The organism is Streptomyces sp. NPDC093094 (assembly GCF_044754345.1).
In the GTDB taxonomy this organism is placed as follows: domain Bacteria; phylum Actinomycetota; class Actinomycetes; order Streptomycetales; family Streptomycetaceae; genus Streptomyces.
In genome coordinates this window covers 298,638-317,868 of record NZ_JBIVOX010000001.1, presented here as the reverse complement: position 1 = coordinate 317,868, position 19,231 = coordinate 298,638, and the positions used below count along the sequence as shown (strand labels likewise).

Here is a 19,231-nt window from a genome sequence, read left to right as displayed (position 1 = left end):
CGCTCCGGTGCCCGGGCCGGCTGCCGTGCGGGGCCCTGCCCCGGGGCCGCTCCCGCGCCGGCGTGTCAGCCGTCCTCGCCCCTCGGCCCCCTGACCGTCCCGTCCAGGACCGTCTCCTCGTGGCGGCCCAGGCGGCTGTGCTTGCGGCCGTAGAGGAAGTAGACGACGGAGCCGACGATCATCCAGCCCGCGAAACGGAGCCAGGTCTCGGCGGGGAGGTTGAGCATCAGCCAGAGGGACGCGCAGACCGACAGGATCGGGATGAACGGGACCCAGGGGGTGCGGAAGGCGCGATGCAGGTCGGGGCGGGTGCGGCGCAGGATGATCACGCCGATGGCGACGACGATGAAGGCGAACAGGGTGCCGATGTTCACCAGCTCGGCGAGTTCGCTGAGCGGGGTGAATCCGGCGAGGATCGCGATGAGCACACCGAGCAGGATCGTCGGCCGGTGCGGGGTCTTGAAGCGCGGGTGGACGCGGGAGAAGAACCGCGGCAGCAGTCCGTCACGGCTCATCGCGAAGAACACCCGGGTCTGGCCCAGCAGCAGGATCATGCAGACCGTGGTCAGGCCGACGGCGGCGCCGAAGCTGATGAAGCCCGCGAACCAGGGATGCCCGGTGGCCTTGAAGGCGTCGGCGAGCGGGGCCGTGATGGACAGGTCGGTGTAGTGCTGCATGCCGGTCACGACGATCGACACAGCGACGTACAGGGTCGTGCAGATCACCAGGGAGCCGATGATGCCCCGCGGCATGTCCCGCTGGGGGTTGCGGGTCTCCTCGGCGGCCGTGGCGACGACGTCGAAGCCGATGAAGGCGAAGAAGACGACGGACGCGGCGGTGAAGATGCCCATCACGCCGAAGTTGGACGGCGCCCAGCCGAACATCAACTGGATCAGCGGGGACTGGAGACTGTCGCCGGCCGGCACCTCCTGCGCCTTGGGGACGAACGGGTCGTAGTTCTTGCTCTCGATGAAGAACGCGCCCGCGATGATCACGGTGAGGACGACCGTCACCTTGATGGCGACGACGACCGACGTGACCCGCGCGGAGAGCTTGGTGCCGACGACCAGGATGGCGGTGAGGAGCAGCACCAGCGCGGCGGCGAGGATGTCGAAGCCGAACCCTTCGGCACCGTCACGGGTGCCGAGCGCGTCCGGCAGATGCCAGCCCGCGTTGTCCATCAGCGAGGCGAGGTATCCGGACCAGCCGACGGCCACCACCGCCGTGCCGAGCGCGAACTCCAGGACGAGGTCCCAGCCGATGATCCAGGCGGGCAGCTCGCCGAGGGAGGCGTACGAGAAGGTGTACGCGGAGCCGGCGACCGGGACGGTCGAGGCGAACTCGGCATAGCAGAGCGCGGCGAGCGCGCAGACCACACCGGCGGCGACGAACGACAGGGCCACCGCGGGGCCCGCGTTGTTCTTGGCCACCGTGCCGGTGAGCACGAAGATGCCGGTGCCGATGATCACGCCGACGCCGAAGACGGTCAGGTCCAGGGCCGACAGGGACTTCTTGAGGGCGTGCTCGGGTTCCTCGGTGTCGAGGATGGACTGCTCGACCTTCTTCGTCCGGAAGAGGGAACTGCTCACGGGTTTGACCTCCCACTTGTCGTCCTCGACATGATCGAGAGGGGGTGAACTCCGTATGCCCCGGCACGAGCGCTTTCACGCGAATGGGCCGGTTCCACCACTCTCACAGTAGCGAAACCAGCCCATACGGGTGCATACAACTCGGCCGTCAGTCGCGAGCGGCTTCGATCTCCTCGGCGGCGCGGTCGAACCGGCCGTCCAGCTTGGCGACCAGTCCGGTCACCTGGCGGGCGATGTCGGGCGCGGTCAGCCCGATCTCGGCCATGACCTCGGCGCGGGAGGCGTGGTCGAGGAAGCGCGGCGGGATGCCGAAGTCACGCAGCGGGACGTCCACGCCCGCGTCGCGCAGGGCCTGGGCGATCGCCGAGCCGACACCGCCGACGCGGGAGTTGTCCTCGACGGTGACGACCACACGGTGCTGCTCGGCGAGCGGGGCCATGGCCTCGTCGACGGGCTTGACCCAGCGCGGGTCGACGACCGTGGTGGTGATGCCCTGCCGGTCGAGCAGACCGGCGATCTCCAGGCACATCGGGGCCAGCGCGCCCACGGACACCAGCAGCACGTCCGGCGTGTCGGTGCCCGGCTCGCGCAGCACGTCCATGCCGCCGACCCGGCGCACGGCCGGCACGGCGGGGCCGACGGCGCCCTTGGAGAAGCGCACCACGGTCGGCGCGTCCTCGACCTCGACGGCCTCGCGGAGCTGGGCGCGCACCTGGTCGGCGTCGCGCGGGGCGGCGAGCCTGAGGCCGGGGACGACCTGGAGGATCGACATGTCCCACATGCCGTTGTGGGAGGCGCCGTCGGTGCCGGTGACCCCGGCGCGGTCCAGCACGAAGGTGACGCCGCACTTGTGCAGGGCCACGTCCATCAGGACCTGGTCGAAGGCGCGGTTGAGGAAGGTGGCGTACACGGCGAAGACGGGGTGCACGCCCGCGTGGGCGAGGCCCGCCGCCGACACGGCGCCGTGCTGCTCGGCGATGCCGACGTCGTAGACCCGCTCGGGGAAGCGCTTGGCGAAGCGGTCGAGGCCGACCGGCTGGAGCATCGCGGCCGTGATGGCGACGATGTCCTCGCGCTCCTCGCCCAGCTTGACCATCTCGTCGCCGAAGACGGAGGTCCAGTCGGCGCCGGAGCTGGCGATGGGCAGGCCCGTGTCGGGATGGATCTTGCCGACGGCGTGGAAGCGGTCGGCCTCGTCCTGGAGGGCGGGCTGGTAGCCGCGGCCCTTCTCGGTGAGGCAGTGCACGATGACGGGTCCGCCGAACCGCTTGGCCCGCGCGAGGGCGGACTCCAGGGCCTCGATGTCGTGGCCGTCGATCGGGCCGACGTACTTCAGGCCGAGGTCCTCGAACATGCCCTGCGGGGCGATGAAGTCCTTCAGGCCCTTCTTGGCGCCGTGCAGGGTGTCGAAGAGCGGCTTGCCGAGGACCGGGGTGCGCTCCAGGAGGTCCTTGGTGCGGGCCAGGAAGCGCTCGTAGCCGTCGGTGGTGCGCAGGGTCGCCAGATGGTTGGCGAGGCCGCCGATGGTGGGGGCGTAGGAGCGCTCGTTGTCGTTGACGACGATCACCAGCGGGCGGTCCTTGGCGTCGGCGATGTTGTTCAGCGCCTCCCAGGCCATGCCGCCGGTCAGTGCCCCGTCGCCGATGACGGCGACGACATGGCTGTCGCGCTTGAGCAGCTCGTTGCCCTTGGCGATGCCGTCGGCCCAGCCCAGCACCGTGGAGGCGTGGCTGTTCTCGATGACGTCGTGCTCGGACTCCGCCTGCGAGGGGTAGCCGGACAGGCCGCCCTTCATCTTCAGCCGGGAGAAGTCCCGCCGGCCGGTGAGCAGCTTGTGCACGTAGGACTGGTGGCCGGTGTCCCACAGGACCTTGTCCCGTGGCGAGTCGAAGACGCGGTGCAGGGCGATGGTCAGCTCCACCACGCCGAGGTTGGGGCCGAGGTGGCCGCCGGTCTTGGACACCGCGTCCACGAGGAAGGTCCGGATCTCCTCTGCCAGCTGGTCCAGCTGCTCCAGGCTGAGCCGGTCCAGATCGCGCGGTCCCCTGATGCGGGTCAGCAGCGGCACCCGTGCCTCCTTGCAGTAGCTGTTGCCGGGCTCGTCGAGTCTAATGTTCCGCCGGAGCGAAGGGTTCCCGGGCCGGTGCCCGGATCACACAATCGGCTCTGTCCATGAACGCATCTTCGGGGAGAACGCGCCCAGGGGCGCGGGGGACCGCGCGGCCGGCCGGGAGACTACCCGGCGGCCGCCCGGCCCACCCGCGCCCCTGGGGCGACAGGCGGCAGGCTGTGGGCCCTACGCCCGGCCCGCTGTCTTCTGGGTCTTGCGGGTGATGGAGTCGATGACCACGGTGGTGAGCAGAACACCGGCGGTGATCATGTACTTCACCGGCTCGGCGATGGACTCCAGCTGGAGACCGTACTGGATCGACACGATCACCAGCACACCGAGCAGCGCGTTCCACGTGCGGCCACGGCCGCCGAAGAGCGAGGTACCACCGATCACGGCGGCGGCGATCGCGTTCATCAGCAGGTCACCGGTACCGGCGCTCTGGTTGGCCGAAGCGATCTTCGACGCCAGGAACAGACCGCCGATCGCCGCGAAGCCGCCGGAGATGGCGAACACGGAGATCCGCACGAACGGGACGCTGATGCCCGCACGGCGCGACGCCTCGACGCTGCCACCGAGCGCGAAGACCTTGCGGCCGTACGCGGTGCGGCGCAGCAGGAAGTCCGTCGCGACCAGGAACGCCAGGAAGATCACGGTGGCCAGCGGCAGGCCCTTGTACGAGTTGTACATGGCCGCGGAGGCGAAGGCGACCACGGCCAGCAGACCGGTGCGCAGCAGCGTGTCGCTCAGCGGCCGGAACGGGATCCCCGCCGCCTCGCGCCGGCGGTTGCCGAGGAACGAGGTGAGGAAGAACACGCCCGTCACGAAGGCCGCCAGGCCGTACGCGGCGGCGACGTCGCTGAAGTAGTACGTGGTGAGCTTGCCGATGAGGCCGTCGCTGTCGAGGTTGATCGTGCCGTTCTCGCCCAGCGTCTGGAGCATGAAGCCGAGCCAGAAGAGCAGACCGGCCAGGGTGACGGCGAACGCCGGCGCGCCGAGGATGGCGAAGAAGAACCCGTGCACCGCGCCGATGGCCGCGCCCGCGGCGATGGCGAACAGCACCGCGAGCCACTCGGGCCAGCCCTGGTTCACCGCCAGGACGGCCGCGATGGCGCTGGCCGCGCCGCTGACCGAGCCGACCGAGAGGTCGATCTCGCCGAGCAGCAGCACGAACACGATGCCGACCGAGATCATGCCGGTGCCGACCATCGTGATGGTGATGTTGCTGAGGTTCTCGGCGGAGAGGAACGCCGAGTTCAGGCTCTGGAAGACGATGCAGATGACGATCAGACCGAGGATGACGGGCAGGGAGCCCAGTTCACCGGCCTTGATCTTGCGCTTGAACTCGCCGATGTAGCCGGCCAGACCCTGCTCCTGCACCAGCAGGCGGGGGTCGACGGCCACGTCCGAGCCGGCGGCCGCCTCCGGGTTCTCCACGACCTCGCTCTGGGACGCTTCCGCGGAAGTCTTGTCGATGCTCACTTGGAAACCTCCCCGGTCGTGCGCGCCGCACGGCGGGTCACGGCGTTGTCGGTGGCGCCGGTGATGGCGGAGATGATCTCCTCCTGCGAGGTCGTCTTGACCTCGAAGACACCGTTGTTGCGGCCCAGACGCAGCACCGCCACCTTGTCGGCGACAGCCTTGACGTCGGCCATGTTGTGGCTGATGAGGACGACCGCGTGGCCGCGCTCGCGCAGCCGCTCGACCAGGTCGAGGACCTGGGCGGTCTGCTCCACGCCGAGGGCCGCGGTGGGCTCGTCGAGGATGACCAGCTTGGGCGCGCCGAGCATGGAACGCGCGATGGCCACGACCTGGCGCTGACCGCCGGAGAGCGAGGCGATCGGGATACGCACGCTGGGGATGCGGATGGACAGCGTCTTCAGCAGTTCGAGGGAGCGTCGCTCCATCTCGACCTCGTCCAGCACACCGCGCTTCTTCAGCTCGCGGCCGAGGAAGAGGTTGCCGACGACGTCGATGTTGTCGCACAGCGCGAGGTCCTGGTAGACCGTCGCAACGCCCAGGGCCTGGGCGTCGTGCGGCTTGTTGATCGTGACGGACTTGCCCTCCCACTCGATGACGCCCTCATCGATGGGATGCACGCCGGCGATCGTCTTGACCAGCGTGGACTTTCCGGCGCCGTTGTCGCCCACCAGGGCGACCACCTCACCGGCGTGGACCTCAAGCTCTACATCGGTGAGCGCCTGGACGGCACCGAATCGCTTGGAGACCCCGCGCAACGCCAGCACAGGCGTAGCGGACACGTGAACCATCTCCTTCGCCGCCTGACCCGGCGGAAGGTTGTGCAGATTGGGGGAGTTTCCCGTCCGGCGCCCCGCACGAGCTTGCGGGGCTGTGTATGAGCGGGGCGCCGGAGGGAGCCTTGGAGGGCGGCAGTCCCGTACGGGAATCCTGGGTTGGGATTCCCGTACCTGTGAGGGACCCGCGGCCGCGCCTCGGGGGGTGTTACTTGATGCCGGCCTTGGCGCAGGCAGCCTGGTACTTGCCCGTGCAGATCTCGGCGGCGGTGTAGACGCCGTCCTTGATGACGGTGTCGTTGACGTTGTCCTGGGTCAGCGAGGTGACGGGAACCAGAACGGACGGGACGTCCTTGGCGCTGTCGCTGGAGACCTTGTCCTTGGCGACGGCGCCCAGGTCCTCGCCCTTGGCGAGCGCGACGGCCATCGCCGCGGCGGCCTCGGCCTCGGGGGCGTACGGCTTGTAGACGCTCATGAACTGCTCACCGGCGACGATGCGCTGCACGGCCGCGAGCTCGGCGTCCTGGCCGGTGACCGGGATGCCGCCGATGCCGGCCGCGTTCAGGGCGGTGATGATGCCGCCCGCCATGCCGTCGTTGGCGGAGTAGACGCCGACGATCTTGTCCTTGCCGAGCGCCGAGATCGCCGCCTCCATGTTGGCGTTGGCGTTCTCCGGCTTCCACTCCTTGGTGTCGTACTCCTTGCCGATCTTCACCTTGCCGTCGAGGACGCTGTGGGCGCCCTCCTTGAACTTGGCGGCGTTCGGGTCGGTGACGGAGCCGTTCATCATGACGATCTGGCCGCTCTTGGCCTTGTCGCCCAGCTCCGCGAGAAGCGCCTCGCCCTGGGTCTTGCCGACCTGGACGTTGTCGAACGAGGTGTAGGCGCTGATCGGGCCCTCGGCGAGGCGGTCGTAGGCCACGACCTTGATGCCGGCGTCCACGGCCTTCTGGACCGAGTTCTTGATCGCCTTGGCGTCGACGGCGTCCAGGATGAGGACGTCCACCTTGTTGGTGATCATGGTGTCGACCTGCTGCGCCTGCAGGTTCGCGTCCTGCTTGGCGTTGTTGTAGTCGATCGTCGCCTTGCCGTTCGTCAGCTCCTTGATCTTCTTCTCGATCAGCGGGCGGTCGAACTTCTCGTAGCGAGCGGTCTGGTTCTCCGGAAGGAGAATGCCGACCTTGATGTCGTCGCCCTTGGCGGCGGCCGACTGGGTGGAGCTGCCACCGTCCGCTTCGTCCGCGCTGCCACAGGCGGCGAGGGAAACGGCCATTGCGCTGGCGGCGATGGCCACGGCTGCACGACGCAGATGTGCGTTCACTTTCAGAAACCTCCCTGACGAGGCCGCGTCGTTGCGGCCGAGGTGGCTGGAAGTCAACTCGGCCACACGTGCGACGTCAAGAAGTAAATCCTTAACGAGATGGCAACGGTGCCATCCGTTCTCTAAGTGAAGGCAGGCGCCGCCGACGGCAGCGTGCCGTCCAAAAGGGTCGAATCGCCCATCTCGCTCAGTGCGAGAGCGAGCGCTCCGAGCACCTCAGCACGGCCTCCAAGTGCCCCGGGGAGAACGGACAGTTGGCGCGCCGCGCTGGGGATGGCGTAGCGGCCGACGGACTCCCTGATCGGCCCGAGCACGAGCTCACCGGCCTCGGCGAGATCACCGCCGAGGACCACCCTGCTCGGGTTCAGCAGATTGCAGAGATTGGCCACTCCACTGCCGATATGTCGGCCGACGTCGGCGATCACCCGACGGCAGCCCGGATCTCCGTCCCTGGCCAGCCTGACCACGTCTTCCATGGTCAGATCGGGCCCGTGACTGGGCTGGAGGAGCGGCAGCACATAGCGTGCCGCCGCGAAGGTCTCCAGGCAGCCGCGATTCCCGCAGCGGCAGACCGGTCCGGATTCATCGAGTGTAATATGTCCGATTTCTCCTGCGGTGCCGCCAGGCCCGCGATAGATCTTCCCGTCGATCACCAGACCGGCCCCGACACCGCTGGAGACCTTGATGTAGGCCAGGTCCCGCACGCCCTTCCCGGCGCCCCAGACCAGCTCTCCCAGGGCTCCCAGGTTGGCGTCGTTGTCCACGTGCACCGGCACGCCCAGACGGCCGCGCAGCTCTTCGGCCGGGCGTGTCCCGGTCCAGCCGGGCAGGATCGCGGTCGACCCCAGGGTGCCGGACTCCACGTCGATCGGACCGGGCACGCCCAGACCCACTCCGGCGATCTTGGAGCGGTCCACGCCGGTGACCACGATCAGCCTGCTGACCAGCTCTTCCGCCCGGTCGAAGCCCTGCGCGGCGGAGGCGTCCACATCCAGCGGCTCGGACTCCTCGGCCAGCACCTGATGGGCCAGGTTGCCGATGGCGACGCGCAGATGGGTATGGCCGAAGTCGACCCCTATGACGATGCCGGCGTCACCGCTCAGACTGACGCTGCGGGCCCTGCGGCCGCCCGCCGAGGTGGGGGTGACCTCGACCGTTCCGCCGTCCTTGAGCTCGCGCACGATGTTGGAGACCGTCGCCGCGGACAACCCCGTGGTCCTCGCGATCTCCGCCTGCGTGAGGGATCCCGCAAGCCGTACGGCGCGGACCACCCTCTCCAGGTTGGCTCGGTGCAGCGACGACTGCGACCCCGGAGTCTCCACGACGACCTCCTGCGCGCGGGACCGCATCGACGAGGCCCCGTTCATGTCCAACTAGTGAACTCTAAGCTGAGCTGTTCGGGTTGCCATCCGTCAAGAGGTTGAACGCTTTCCGCGAGCATGGACACAGCGGAGCACGCCGCTTCCTGTGACGGAAGCGGCGTGCGTTCACCTGTGTGCTCTGGGTTACTTCAAGGTCGCGGAGGTGAGTCCGGCCTGCACCTGGCGCTGGAACGACAGGTACACGACGAGCATGGGGATCATCGCGATGCTCACCCCCGCGAAGAGCACCGGGAGGTCGGTGGCGTAGCCCTGCTGCTGCTGGAGCTGGATCAGTCCCTGGGTGAGCACATAGCGCTCGGGGTCGTCACCGCTCTGCGGCTGCATCAGGACCGTGGGCAGGATGAACTGGTTCCACTGCCCCAGCGTGTTGAAGATCCCCACGCTGATCAGGCCCGGCTTCGCCATCGGGAGCATCACCTGGAAGAAGGTCCGCGTGTGCGAGGCCCCGTCCAGGACCGCCGCCTCGAAGACCGCGGTCGGCAGGGTCCGGAAGAAGGCGTGCATGAAGAACACGGTGAACGGCATCGAGTAGGCGACGTACACCAGGATCAGGCCCTGGTAGGTGTTCAGCATGTCCAGCCGCTTGACCATGAAGAACAGCGGCACCAGCGCCAGGAACACCGGGAACATCGCGCCCGCGACGAAGAAGTAGTACAGGAACCGGTTGCCCCAGAAGCGGTACCGGGCCAGCACGTACGCGGCCATGGAGCCGAACAGCATCGTCAGCGGCACCGAGAAGACCAGCACCACGAGCGTGTTCAGGAAGTAGTCGCCGATGCCCTTGTCCCAGGCGCGCGCGAACACGTCCAGGCTCCAGTTCTGCGGCCAGCCGAAGGCCGAGCCGCCGATCTGGGCGTCGGTCTTGAAGGAGCTGAGCACCAGCCACAGCAGCGGCAGCACGATCAGCAGGGCCCACACGGCGAGGAAGCCGTGCGAGAACACGTTCAGCACGACGCCCTCGCCGCGGGGGGCGGCGGGTGCCGCGGGGCCCTTGTCCACGGAACGCTGGGCCGGCACGGCCGCGCTCTCCTTGACGGGGGCGCCGGTGTCGTCGATGGGTGCGCTCATGTCGGTCGTCTCTCTCCCGCTCAGAACTCGATGCGCTCACGGCGGGTGGCGCGCAGCATGACCACGGACAGGATCAGGGTGAGCAGCAGCATGACCACACCCATGGCGCAGGCGTAGCCGCTCTTGCCGTAGATGAGGAAGTTGCGCATCATCACGGTCGCCATGACCTCGCTGTGGTGGTCGGGGCCGCCGCCGAACTCACCGGCCGTCATGGTGGACACCAGGATGAACATGTCCATCGCCGCGATGCCGAGGTAGACCCAGGCGGTCTGCACCGAGTCCCACAGCAGCGGCAGCGTGATGCGGAAGAACGACTGGGCGCGGCCGGCGCCGTCGATCAGGGCGGCCTCGTAGATGTCCCTCGGGACGGACTGCATGGCCGCGGAGAACAGCACCAGATAGAAGCCGACGCCGTGCCACACGACGACCAGCATCAGCATCCACAGGACCATGTCCGGCTCGTTGAGCCATTCCACCGGACTGCTCTCGTCGACCAGGCCCGTTTTCATCAGCAGGCCGTTCAGCATGCCGCCGCCGTCACTGCGGTACACGGCGCCGAACAGCACCGCGAGAATGGCGAGGGACAGCACCTGGGGAAAGAAGTAGACGACCTTGTAGAACTTCGATCCGGCGACTCCGGAGACCCCGCCGGCCCGGCTGCGTCCGCCCGCGTTCAGCATGAATGCGAAGAACAGGGCGAGCAGGATGGTGATCACCGGGATGAACACCAGGAACAGGATGTTGTGCCAGATGGCACCCATGAAGACGTCGTCCTCGAACAACTCCTTGTAGTTGTCCAGGCCGACGAACTCGAACGTCTGTGACTGCCCCTTCCAGTCGGTCAGCGAGTAACCGATCGTCTGGAGATACGGCCAGATCACAAACACCACGTAGAGCGCCACCGGGGCGAAGAGAAACCCCGCGACGAACCGATACTGCCCTTTACGCATTGATTTCCCTGCCCCTGTCGTCCCGTAAGGGGTGCGGGAACTGCGCGAACGGCCACGGACGACCGGAACTCCGCAGTCCACCGCACCCCTGCGGCGAAACCCGGAAAACTACTCCCGACGGTTGTTCTTGGACGCCGGGTCCTTGGCGGCCTTGTCGACGGCCGCCTGCGCCCGCTTCAGCCACTCCTTCGGCTGGATCCGCTTGGCCATCAGCTCGTTCGACGCGTTCTGGATCGCCGTGTCCATCTCGCTGTACCACTCGGTGTACAGGAACCGGAAGGTGTTGTCACCGGCGGCCTTGGAAGCCTCCACCGTCGACTGCGTACCCGGCCGCAGCTGCACGCTCGGGTCCACGCCGTCCTTGAGGATGGTCAGCGAGTTCGCCTCCTTGGCGAAGGTCGTCGACCACTCCTTGGACAGCATCATCCGCATGAACTCCTTGGCCCCGGGCAGGTTCCTGGCCTTGGACGGGATGATGAACGGCTCCCCGGATCCGGCCCGGATCGCCTCGAACGGCATCTGGCTGTCCGCCAGCACCGGCATCGGCAGGAACTTCATGTCGAAGTCGGCCGGCGTCTGCTTCAGCTGCTCGTTCTCCAGCCAGGAGCCGGAGGTGATGAAGGCCGCCTTGTACTGGTTCCAGCGGGTCTGCGACTCGGTGTGGGTCAGGCCGTTGGTCCCGGGCATGAGGTAGCCCTTCTCCACGACCTCGTAGATCGCCTCGACCGCCGCCAGCGCCGCGTCGGAGCCGGCGAACGCCTTGGGGTCGAGGTTGTCGATCGCCTTCATGGCGTCCAGCCCGCCGGTCTTGGCGATCAGGTCCATGATGGCGACGTTGATGTAGTACGGGTACTTGCCCTGGTGTGCGAGGCCGCCGATGCCCTGGGACTTGGCGTCCTTGCAGACGGCGAGGAAGTCGTCCCAGGTCTTGGGCTCCTCCCAGCCCTTCTCCTTGAAGAGCTTGCCGGAGTACCACAGACCCCACACCGTGTAGATGTAGTTGAGGGCGACGACCTTGCCCTCCTGGAGGCCCGCGTCGATCGTGCCGGGGATGAGGGTGTCGCGGACCTTCTTGGACGGGTCGTCCACCGAGGGGGCGTCCAGGACCTCGGCGAGGTCGAGGAGCTGGCCGTTCTTGTGGAGGACGTCGATCTTGATCTTCTGCGCGCCGGAGTTGTCGACGATGTCCGGCGGGTTGCCGCCGTTGAACCGCGGCTGGAGCTTTCCGGTGATCTCCTGCGTCCCGGTGTGGGTGGAGGCGACGCCCCACTTCTTCTGGAAGCTCGCCTCCCACGCCTTGGCGTAGTCGTCGCCGTAGCCGCCCTTGAAGATGACGACGTCGAGTTTGCTGCCCTTCTTCACACCGAAAGGGTTGTCCTTGGACGTCTTGCCCTTGGTGTCCTCACCGGCGTCCCCGTCCCCGCCGCCGCTCGCGCACGCGGAGAGGAAACCCATCGACGGCACGGCGACCAGGCCGAGCGCGGCGGACCGCCTGATCAGATCACGACGGCCCACACCCGATGTACCGGGGTTGTTCGCAGCATTGTTCTCGGCGGAAGTGGATCCCATGCTCAAGTCCTCGCCTTCTCCAGGACTCAGGCGGTGAACCGGATCCTCGCCGGCACCGCGGTGTGGTCAAGCTGGGTCGTGCACGAACTGCTCCGGGACTGATGGTGAAGGTCCGGGATCGCCGACAGGTATAGTCCACTTCCCGCCAACGGAGCAAGATCGAATGCAAGGTTGGCCGCCGGTCTTTTCCGAGTTGAGACCTCACGGAAATATCCGCCGGGCCTGCGCCCCTTGCCGGAAAAATCCGCGACATTACCCCCGGACGCCCCATTCAACACCCTTGACATGCCTCGGCACTTGAGCCCCTACTGGACCCTGGCACCGAATCTGACAACGTTGTCCAATGCACAGGGAGGGCTTGTGCACAGAGTTCGGCACAGAGGGGGTCCGGCGGCCGCCGCCCTGGCCGCCGTCTTCGCGCTGACGGTGGGCTCACAGGGGGCGGCGGTCGCCCTGCCGCAGGAACCGAAGGCCGCGGACCGGGAGTTCGCGTCCTCCTTCGAGGCGGGCGATCCGGCACCGGACTGGCTGAACACCGTCGACACCGACGCGGACGGCACCAAGCGCGCCTCGGGTGTGGACGGCGGGTACAGCAGCGGCATTCCGGGCAATGTGACCGACCATGTCACGGACGTCCGGGCCAGCGGCGAGAACACCGGCGGCGGCGAGGTCAAGGAGAACCTCGTCGACAGCGAGCCGAGCACCAAGTGGCTGGTCTTCCAGCCGGCCGGATGGACCGAGTTCGAACTGGACAAACCAGTCAAACTCACGACGTACGCCCTCACTTCGGCCAACGACTACGCCGAGCGCGACCCCCGCGACTGGACCCTGAAGGGCTCCGCCGACGGCACGGACTGGAAGACCCTCGACACCCGCACCGGGGAGACCTTCGCCGAACGCTTCCAGACAAAGAACTACAATCTCCCCGAACCGGCTGAATACCGCTACTTCCGGCTGGAGATCACCCGCAACAACGGCGCCCTCACCATCACCCAGCTCGCCGACGTGCAGTTCTCGGTCGGCGGCAGCGACGGCCCGGTGCCGCAGGACATGCTCTCGCTGGTCGACCGGGGCCCCAGCGGCTCACCGACCGCCAAGGCGGGCGCGGGCTTCACCGGCAAGCGGGCGCTGCGCTACGCCGGACGGCACACCGCCGACGGACGGGCGTACTCGTACAACAAGGTCTTCGACGTGGACGTGGCCGTGGGCCGCGACACCGAGCTGTCGTACCGGATCTTCCCGTCGATGGCGGACGGGGACCGGGACTACGACGCCACGAACGTGGCCGTGGACCTCGTGTTCACCGACGGCACCCGGCTGAGCGGCCTCGGGGCCCGCGACCGGCACGGGTTCGCCCTCAGCCCGCGGGGGCAGGGCGACGCGAAGATCCTCTACGTCAACCAGTGGAACCACGTCGCCTCCCGGATCGGCTCGGTCGCGGCCGGGAGGACCGTCGACCGGATCCTGGTGGCCTACGACTCCCCCGCGGGACCCGCGAAGTTCCGCGGCTGGCTCGACGACGTGACGCTGAAGGCCGTACCGAAGGAACGGCCGAAGGCCCATCTGTCCGACTACGCCGTCACCACCCGGGGCACCCACTCCAGCGGCGGGTTCTCCCGCGGCAACAACTTCCCCGCGACGGCCGTGCCGCACGGCTTCAACTTCTGGACCCCCGTGACCAACGCGGGCTCGCTGAGCTGGCTGTACGACTACGCGCGCGGCAACAACGCCGACAACCTCCCGACGATCCAGGCGTTCAGCGCCAGCCATGAGCCGAGCCCCTGGATGGGCGACCGGCAGACCTTCCAGGTGATGCCGTCCGTCGCCACGGGCACCCCGGACACCGGCCGCGAGGCGCGCGAGCTGGCCTTCCGGCACGAGAACGAGACCGCCCGGCCGCACTACTACGGCGTGACGTTCGAGAACGGCCTCAAGGCCGAGATGACCCCGACCGACCACGCGGCCGTGCTGCGCTTCACCTACCCCGGCGACGACGCGAGCGTGCTCTTCGACAACGTCACCGACCAGGCGGGCCTGACCCTCGACAAGGACAGCGGCACCTTCACCGGCTACTCCGACGTGAAGTCCGGTCTGTCGACCGGGGCGACCCGCCTGTTCGTGTACGGCACGTTCGACAAGCCGGTCCTGGACGGCGCCTCCAGCGGCGTCAAGGGACATCTGCGCTTCGACGCCGGCCCCGACCGCACCGTCACCCTGCGCCTGGCGACCTCCCTGATCGGCATCGACCAGGCGAAGGACAACCTCCGCCAGGAGATCCCCGAGGGCACGTCCTTCGAGGACGTCCGCTCCGGCGCCCGGCGTGCCTGGGACCGCATCCTCGGCAAGGTGGAGGTCGAGGGCGCCACGCCGGACCAGCTGACCACCCTGTACTCCAGCCTGTACCGGCTCTACCTGTACCCCAACTCCGGTTTCGAGAAAGTCGGTTCGACGTACAAGTACGCCTCCCCGTTCTCGCCGATGCCGGGCCCGGACACCCCGACGCACACCGGCGCGAAGATCGTCGACGGCAAGGTGTACGTCAACAACGGCTTCTGGGACACCTACCGCACGACCTGGCCCGCCTACTCGCTGCTGACGCCCTCCCGGGCGGGCGAGATGGCGGACGGGTTCGTCCAGCAGTACAAGGACGGCGGCTGGACCTCGCGCTGGTCCTCCCCCGGCTACGCCGACCTGATGACCGGTACCTCCTCGGACGTGGCGTTCGCGGACGCCTACGTCAAGGGCGTCGACTTCGACGCGAGGGCGGCGTACGACGCGGCCGTGAAGAACGCCACCGTGGTGCCGCCGGCCTCCGGCGTCGGCCGCAAGGGCATGGCCACCTCGCCCTTCCGCGGCTACACCTCCACCGAGACCCACGAGGGCCTCTCCTGGGCGCTGGAGGGCTACCTCAACGACTACGGCATCGCGCGGATGGGCCAGGCGCTGTACCGGGAGACCGGCGAGAAGCGCTACAAGGAGGAGTCCGCGTACTTCCTCGACCGTGCCCAGGACTACGTCAACCTCTTCGACACGAAGGCCGGCTTCTTCCAGGGCCGTGCCGCCGACGGCTCCTGGCGGGTGGACTCCGCGAAGTACGACGCCCGTGTGTGGGGCCACGACTACACGGAGACCAACGGCTGGGGCTACGCCTTCACCGCCCCGCAGGACAGCCGGGGCCTGGCCAACCTCTACGGCGGCCGCTCCGGCCTCGCCGACAAGCTCGACGCGTACTTCGCCACGCCCGAGACGGCCTCCCCCGAGTTCGTCGGCTCGTACGGCGGAGTCATCCACGAGATGACCGAGGCGCGCGACGTCCGGATGGGCATGTACGGGCACTCCAACCAGGTGGCCCATCACGCGATCTACATGTACGACGCGGCCGGCGAGCCCTGGAAGGCGCAGGAGAAGGTCCGCGAGGTCCTCTCCCGGCTCTACACCGGCAGCGAGATCGGGCAGGGCTACCACGGCGACGAGGACAACGGCGAGCAGTCGGCCTGGTTCCTGTTCTCGGCGCTCGGCTTCTATCCGCTGGTCATGGGCAGCGGCGAGTACGCCATCGGCTCCCCGCTGTTCACCAAGGCGACCGTGCACCTGGAGAACGGCAGGAAGCTGGTCGTGAAGGCGCCGCGCAACAGCGCGCGCAACGTGTACGTGCAGGACGTGCGGTTCAACGGCGTCAAGTGGCGCTCGACCGCGCTCCCCCACGCGCTGCTGGCGCGCGGCGGCGAGCTGGAGTTCGGGATGGGGCCGCGCCCGTCGTCGTGGGGCACGGGACGCTCCGCCGCCCCTGTCTCCATCACGCAGGACGATCGTGTGCCGTCGCCGCGCGCGGACGTCCTCAAGGGCTCCGGCGCCCTGTTCGACGACACGTCGGCCACGGAGGCGGCCGTCTCGACGGTCGACCTGCCGGTGTCCGGCCGGACCCGGGCCGTGCAGTACACGCTCACCTCGCCCGCCGACCGCACGAAGGCGCCGACGGCCTGGCGGCTCCAGGGCTCGGACGACGGCACCACCTGGACGACCCTGGACGAGCGCTCCGGGGAGTCCTTCCGGTGGGACCGGCAGACCCGGGCGTTCTCCGTGGGGTCCGCGGGCACGTTCGACAGGTACCGCCTCGTGATCGACGGCGAGGCGGCCGTGTCGGAGGTCGAACTGCTGGCCTGAGGGCGGGATCCCGGTTCGGGGGGCGCGTGCACCGTGACGCGTCCCCCGTCCGTCGCGGCCCGGCCCCGGACCCGTCGCGGCCCGCCCCGGAGCCGTCGGCGCCGACGGGTCCGGAGGTGATCGGCCATGTGGGTTGACATCGTTGTCCTGTCCGACGGTAGAGTCATGTACAGGCCATAGGACAACGTTGTCGCGTACGCGTTGCCGACACGAACCACTGCGTCATCCGGACAGGCCGCTCCCCCGGGGGCCGCCTCGGCCCATGGCCCGTCCGGCTCGCGGACCCGGTGGCCCACGGCTCCCTGCCACCGGGTCCGCCCCGAGCCGGGAGCGCGCGGAGGGCGCCGGCCCCTGAGGGTGTCCCCCGGTGTTTCCCTGTGAGGGACGGGACGGCGGGGCGGGCGACGCACGGCGTGACGGTCATTCCCTTCGAGGAATGGCGTGGCGCCCGCTCCCGCGCTTACATCGGGTCCGTGGACTTCCCTCAAGCGCTTCGTGAACGCCGTACCCACCGCCGGATCAGCCAGCTCGACCTCGCACTGAGGGCGGGCACCACCCAGCGGCACCTCAGTTTCATCGAGTCGGGCAGGTCGGCCCCCGGCCGGAACATGGTCGTACGGCTGGCCGAGTCCCTGGAGCTGCCGCTGCGGGAGCGCAACGAGCTGCTGCTCGCCGCCGGTTACGCGCCCGTCTACCCCGAGAGCTCCCTGGACGATCCCGTCCTGGCCCCCGTACGGGCCGCCATCGACCACATCGTCCGCGGCCATCTGCCCTACCCGGCCCTGGTCGTGGACCAGCACGGCGGGCTGATCGCCGCGAACTCCGCGTTCGGCGTGATCACCGAGGGGGCGGCCGCCGAACTGCTCGGCCCGGGAAAGAACGTGTACCGCCTCGCCCTCCACCCGGAGGGCGTGGCCCCGCGCATCCTCAATCTCGCCGAGTGGGCACGGCACATCCTGGTACGCCTCGACGGTCAGCCGGAGCTGCGCGCCGAACTCACCGGGTACGTGCCGGAGCCGGCGCCGTCCGACGGCCGGCTCGGGTTCGCGGTGCCCCTGCGTCTGCGGTCCTCCCACGGCGAGCTGAACCTGATGACGACGGTGACGACCTTCGCCACCGCCGTCGACGTGACGCTGGCCGAGCTCAAGCTGGAGGCGTTCCTCCCGGCGGACACGGCGACCGCTCAGGCGCTGTTCGAGGCCGCCGCCGCCGATCCGGGTCAGACGCCCGGGAACATGTAGTCGGCCCTGATCCGGCCGTCGTCGTCCAGTGTCACGAACTCCGTTCCACCGCCGAGCACTTCACCGGTCTCGGCGGACACGGCGTCCCAGCCGAACCTGACCACGCCGTCGAGCCGGACCGCGTCGCCGCGCGACCGGAAGGCGTACCCCTGCTTCACCACGAAGTCCTCGTGGCTGCGCGTCACCCGGGTCTCGATGGCGTCGTGCCCCTGGGCGCGCAGGGTGGGACTGTCGAAGCCGAGCCCCGCCGCGATCGTCCTGATCTGCTCGGGCGGGTGGAGGACGTGGGTGCCGTCCTCGGCCCAGAGCCGCTCCACGGCGGCGCGGCGCTCGGCGGCGTCCTCGATGTTCCACTGCGCGATGTAGTCGCGCGCCAGGTCCTGCGGGTCGATGCCGGGCATCTGCGTCTCCTTCTCGGCGGGTCGCTGCACACCGAGATCCTCCGGCGCGGGACGGGGGCGGACAATTCCCCGCGGGGAATGAGGGGCCGGTCGCCGGGTGTCGCTTCCGCCCGGTCGCCGGGTGTCGTTTCCGCCCGGTCGCCGGGTGTCGTTTCCGCCCGGCCGTCGGGTGTCGTTTCCGTCCGGCCGCCGGGGCCGGCAGCCCTCCTGCCGGGCCGGAGACCGCTCTTCCGGGGCCCACGGCAGCTCGCGGGGCGGCAACGGGCCCGGCGGGCTGCGGCTCGCGCCTCCCGTCGGGCCCGCCCCCGGTGAACCGGGTCGGCAGGACCGGCTGGTCCGGTCCGGTCCGGCTCAGCCGACCCGGCAGGGCAGGGTCGTCGTGGTGTCACCGCCGGATCCGGAGACGACGTACCCGAACGTCGTGCTCCGGCCCGGGTCGAGCGAGCCGTTCCAGCCGGCGTTGTGGACCATGACGTCCTGCCCGGTGTAGGTGGCGCTGCCGTTCCAGAGGCTGTCGATCCGCCGGCCTTCCGGCAGTGTCCAGTCGACCATCCAGCCGAGCATCGGCACGTCACCGGTGTTGGTGACGGTGACCTCGGACTGGTGGCCGCCGGACCAGCTGCCCGTGGTGCGCCGGGTGGCGGAGCAGGTGCCGGGCACGGGCTCGGTGGGGTTGCCCGGCTCGTGGATGCCGGTCACCTCGCCGTTGCCGCCGTCGAAGACGACGTCCGAGCAGGAGTAGAAGGTCTCCTGGCTGTCGGAGCGCTGCCGCACCATGTAGATGAGGTGCCGTCCCGACTTGCCGTCCGGGAGCCTGCCGGTCCAGGAGTAGTCGGCCTCGACCGTGCCGGGGGAACCGTTCAGCGGCGGGTGGTCGACGGTGAGGAACGGCTGGTCCTCGACGGCGTCCCAGGTGAGGGGCCGGGCCGGGTCGAAGCCGTCCTTGGTGACGTACACGCGGAACCAGCCCGGGTGCACCGCCCAGGCGTTGTAGGAGAAGTCGACGGTGGCGCCCGAGGTGAGGTGGGTCAGCGGCCAGTCGGCCCGGGGGATGTCGAAGCCGGTGAAAGCGGGGTTGCCGCCGCTGCACAGCGAGCCGTCCGGCACGAACCCGCGGGTCCGGCCCGCGCCGTCCGAGCGCAGACGGAGCGGCAGGCGGCAGGGCCGAGGCGACGGGGTGG

Annotated in this window: 12 protein-coding genes and 1 pseudogene; 2 read left to right on the top strand and 11 right to left on the bottom strand. The window is 69.0% G+C overall.

Features of this window, described 5'->3' with window-relative positions:
* Positions 1–65: 65 nt before the first annotated feature.
* The 9 genes from ACIQGV_RS01030 to ngcE all read right to left on the bottom strand — a co-directional run bounded on the left by ACIQGV_RS01030 (position 66) and on the right by ngcE (position 12,244).
* The gene (locus ACIQGV_RS01030; protein ID WP_402488600.1) at positions 66–1,589 is read right to left on the bottom strand and encodes an amino acid permease; all 1,524 of its coding nucleotides are present in this window, start codon (positions 1,587–1,589) and stop codon (positions 66–68) included.
* 148 nt (positions 1,590–1,737) lie between these two features.
* Positions 1,738–3,657: a 1-deoxy-D-xylulose-5-phosphate synthase gene (gene dxs, locus ACIQGV_RS01025; protein WP_402488597.1), complete on the bottom strand. Its 1,920-nt coding sequence runs from the start codon at positions 3,655–3,657 to the stop codon at positions 1,738–1,740.
* A gap of 228 nt (positions 3,658–3,885) precedes the next feature.
* Positions 3,886–5,181: a sugar ABC transporter permease gene (locus ACIQGV_RS01020; protein ID WP_402488594.1), complete on the bottom strand. Its 1,296-nt coding sequence runs from the start codon at positions 5,179–5,181 to the stop codon at positions 3,886–3,888.
* Positions 5,178–5,969, bottom strand: a complete 792-nt coding sequence (locus ACIQGV_RS01015; protein ID WP_402488592.1) for an ATP-binding cassette domain-containing protein — start codon at positions 5,967–5,969, stop codon at positions 5,178–5,180. The genes ACIQGV_RS01020 and ACIQGV_RS01015 overlap by 4 nt, the downstream gene beginning before the upstream one ends.
* A gap of 193 nt (positions 5,970–6,162) precedes the next feature.
* Entirely contained in the window at positions 6,163–7,275 is a 1,113-nt protein-coding gene (locus tag ACIQGV_RS01010) for a sugar ABC transporter substrate-binding protein (RefSeq protein ID WP_402488590.1), read from the bottom strand.
* 122 nt (positions 7,276–7,397) lie between these two features.
* Complete coding sequence (locus ACIQGV_RS01005) at positions 7,398–8,597, bottom strand: ROK family transcriptional regulator (RefSeq protein ID WP_402489464.1); 1,200 nt, start codon at positions 8,595–8,597, stop codon at positions 7,398–7,400.
* A gap of 183 nt (positions 8,598–8,780) precedes the next feature.
* Entirely contained in the window at positions 8,781–9,725 is a 945-nt protein-coding gene (locus ACIQGV_RS01000; protein WP_402488587.1) for a carbohydrate ABC transporter permease, read from the bottom strand.
* A gap of 20 nt (positions 9,726–9,745) precedes the next feature.
* Positions 9,746–10,675, bottom strand: coding sequence for a carbohydrate ABC transporter permease (locus ACIQGV_RS00995; RefSeq protein WP_402488586.1), 930 nt, complete (start codon positions 10,673–10,675; stop codon positions 9,746–9,748).
* A gap of 108 nt (positions 10,676–10,783) precedes the next feature.
* Positions 10,784–12,244 carry an N-acetylglucosamine/diacetylchitobiose ABC transporter substrate-binding protein gene (gene ngcE, locus ACIQGV_RS00990; RefSeq protein WP_402488584.1) on the bottom strand — a complete coding sequence of 487 codons (1,461 nt, stop codon included), beginning with the start codon at positions 12,242–12,244 and terminating at the stop codon, positions 10,784–10,786.
* Between the two features lie 420 nt (positions 12,245–12,664).
* Between ngcE and ACIQGV_RS00985 the strand changes: the two genes are divergently transcribed.
* Positions 12,665–16,408, top strand: a complete 3,744-nt coding sequence (locus ACIQGV_RS00985; protein WP_402489461.1) for a GH92 family glycosyl hydrolase — start codon at positions 12,665–12,667, stop codon at positions 16,406–16,408.
* Positions 16,409–16,881: 473 nt separating this feature from the next.
* Positions 16,882–17,649 carry a helix-turn-helix domain-containing protein gene (locus ACIQGV_RS00980; protein WP_402488583.1) on the top strand — a complete coding sequence of 256 codons (768 nt, stop codon included), beginning with the start codon at positions 16,882–16,884 and terminating at the stop codon, positions 17,647–17,649.
* Here the strand turns inward: ACIQGV_RS00980 and ACIQGV_RS00975 are convergent.
* Positions 17,628–18,080 (bottom strand): hypothetical protein, encoded by a 453-nt coding sequence (locus tag ACIQGV_RS00975; RefSeq protein ID WP_402488580.1) that lies wholly within the window; start codon positions 18,078–18,080, stop codon positions 17,628–17,630. The two genes, ACIQGV_RS00980 and ACIQGV_RS00975, sit on opposite strands and share 22 nt — an antisense overlap.
* A 321-nt stretch (positions 18,081–18,401) precedes the next feature.
* Positions 18,402–19,193, bottom strand: a pseudogene (locus ACIQGV_RS00970) (lytic polysaccharide monooxygenase); the annotation flags it as partial.
* Between the last annotated feature and the right edge of the window lie 38 nt (positions 19,194–19,231).

What these genes read in the sequence shown, in the direction of transcription:
- ACIQGV_RS00995 (WP_402488586.1), bottom strand. Translation starts at nt 10,675, where the DNA reads ATGCGTAAAGGGCAGTATCGGTTCGTCGCGGGGTTTCTCTTCGCCCCG.
- ngcE (WP_402488584.1), bottom strand. Translation starts at nt 12,244, where the DNA reads ATGGGATCCACTTCCGCCGAGAACAATGCTGCGAACAACCCCGGTACA.
- ACIQGV_RS01015 (WP_402488592.1), bottom strand. Translation starts at nt 5,969, where the DNA reads ATGGTTCACGTGTCCGCTACGCCTGTGCTGGCGTTGCGCGGGGTCTCC.
- ACIQGV_RS01000 (WP_402488587.1), bottom strand. Translation starts at nt 9,725, where the DNA reads ATGAGCGCACCCATCGACGACACCGGCGCCCCCGTCAAGGAGAGCGCG.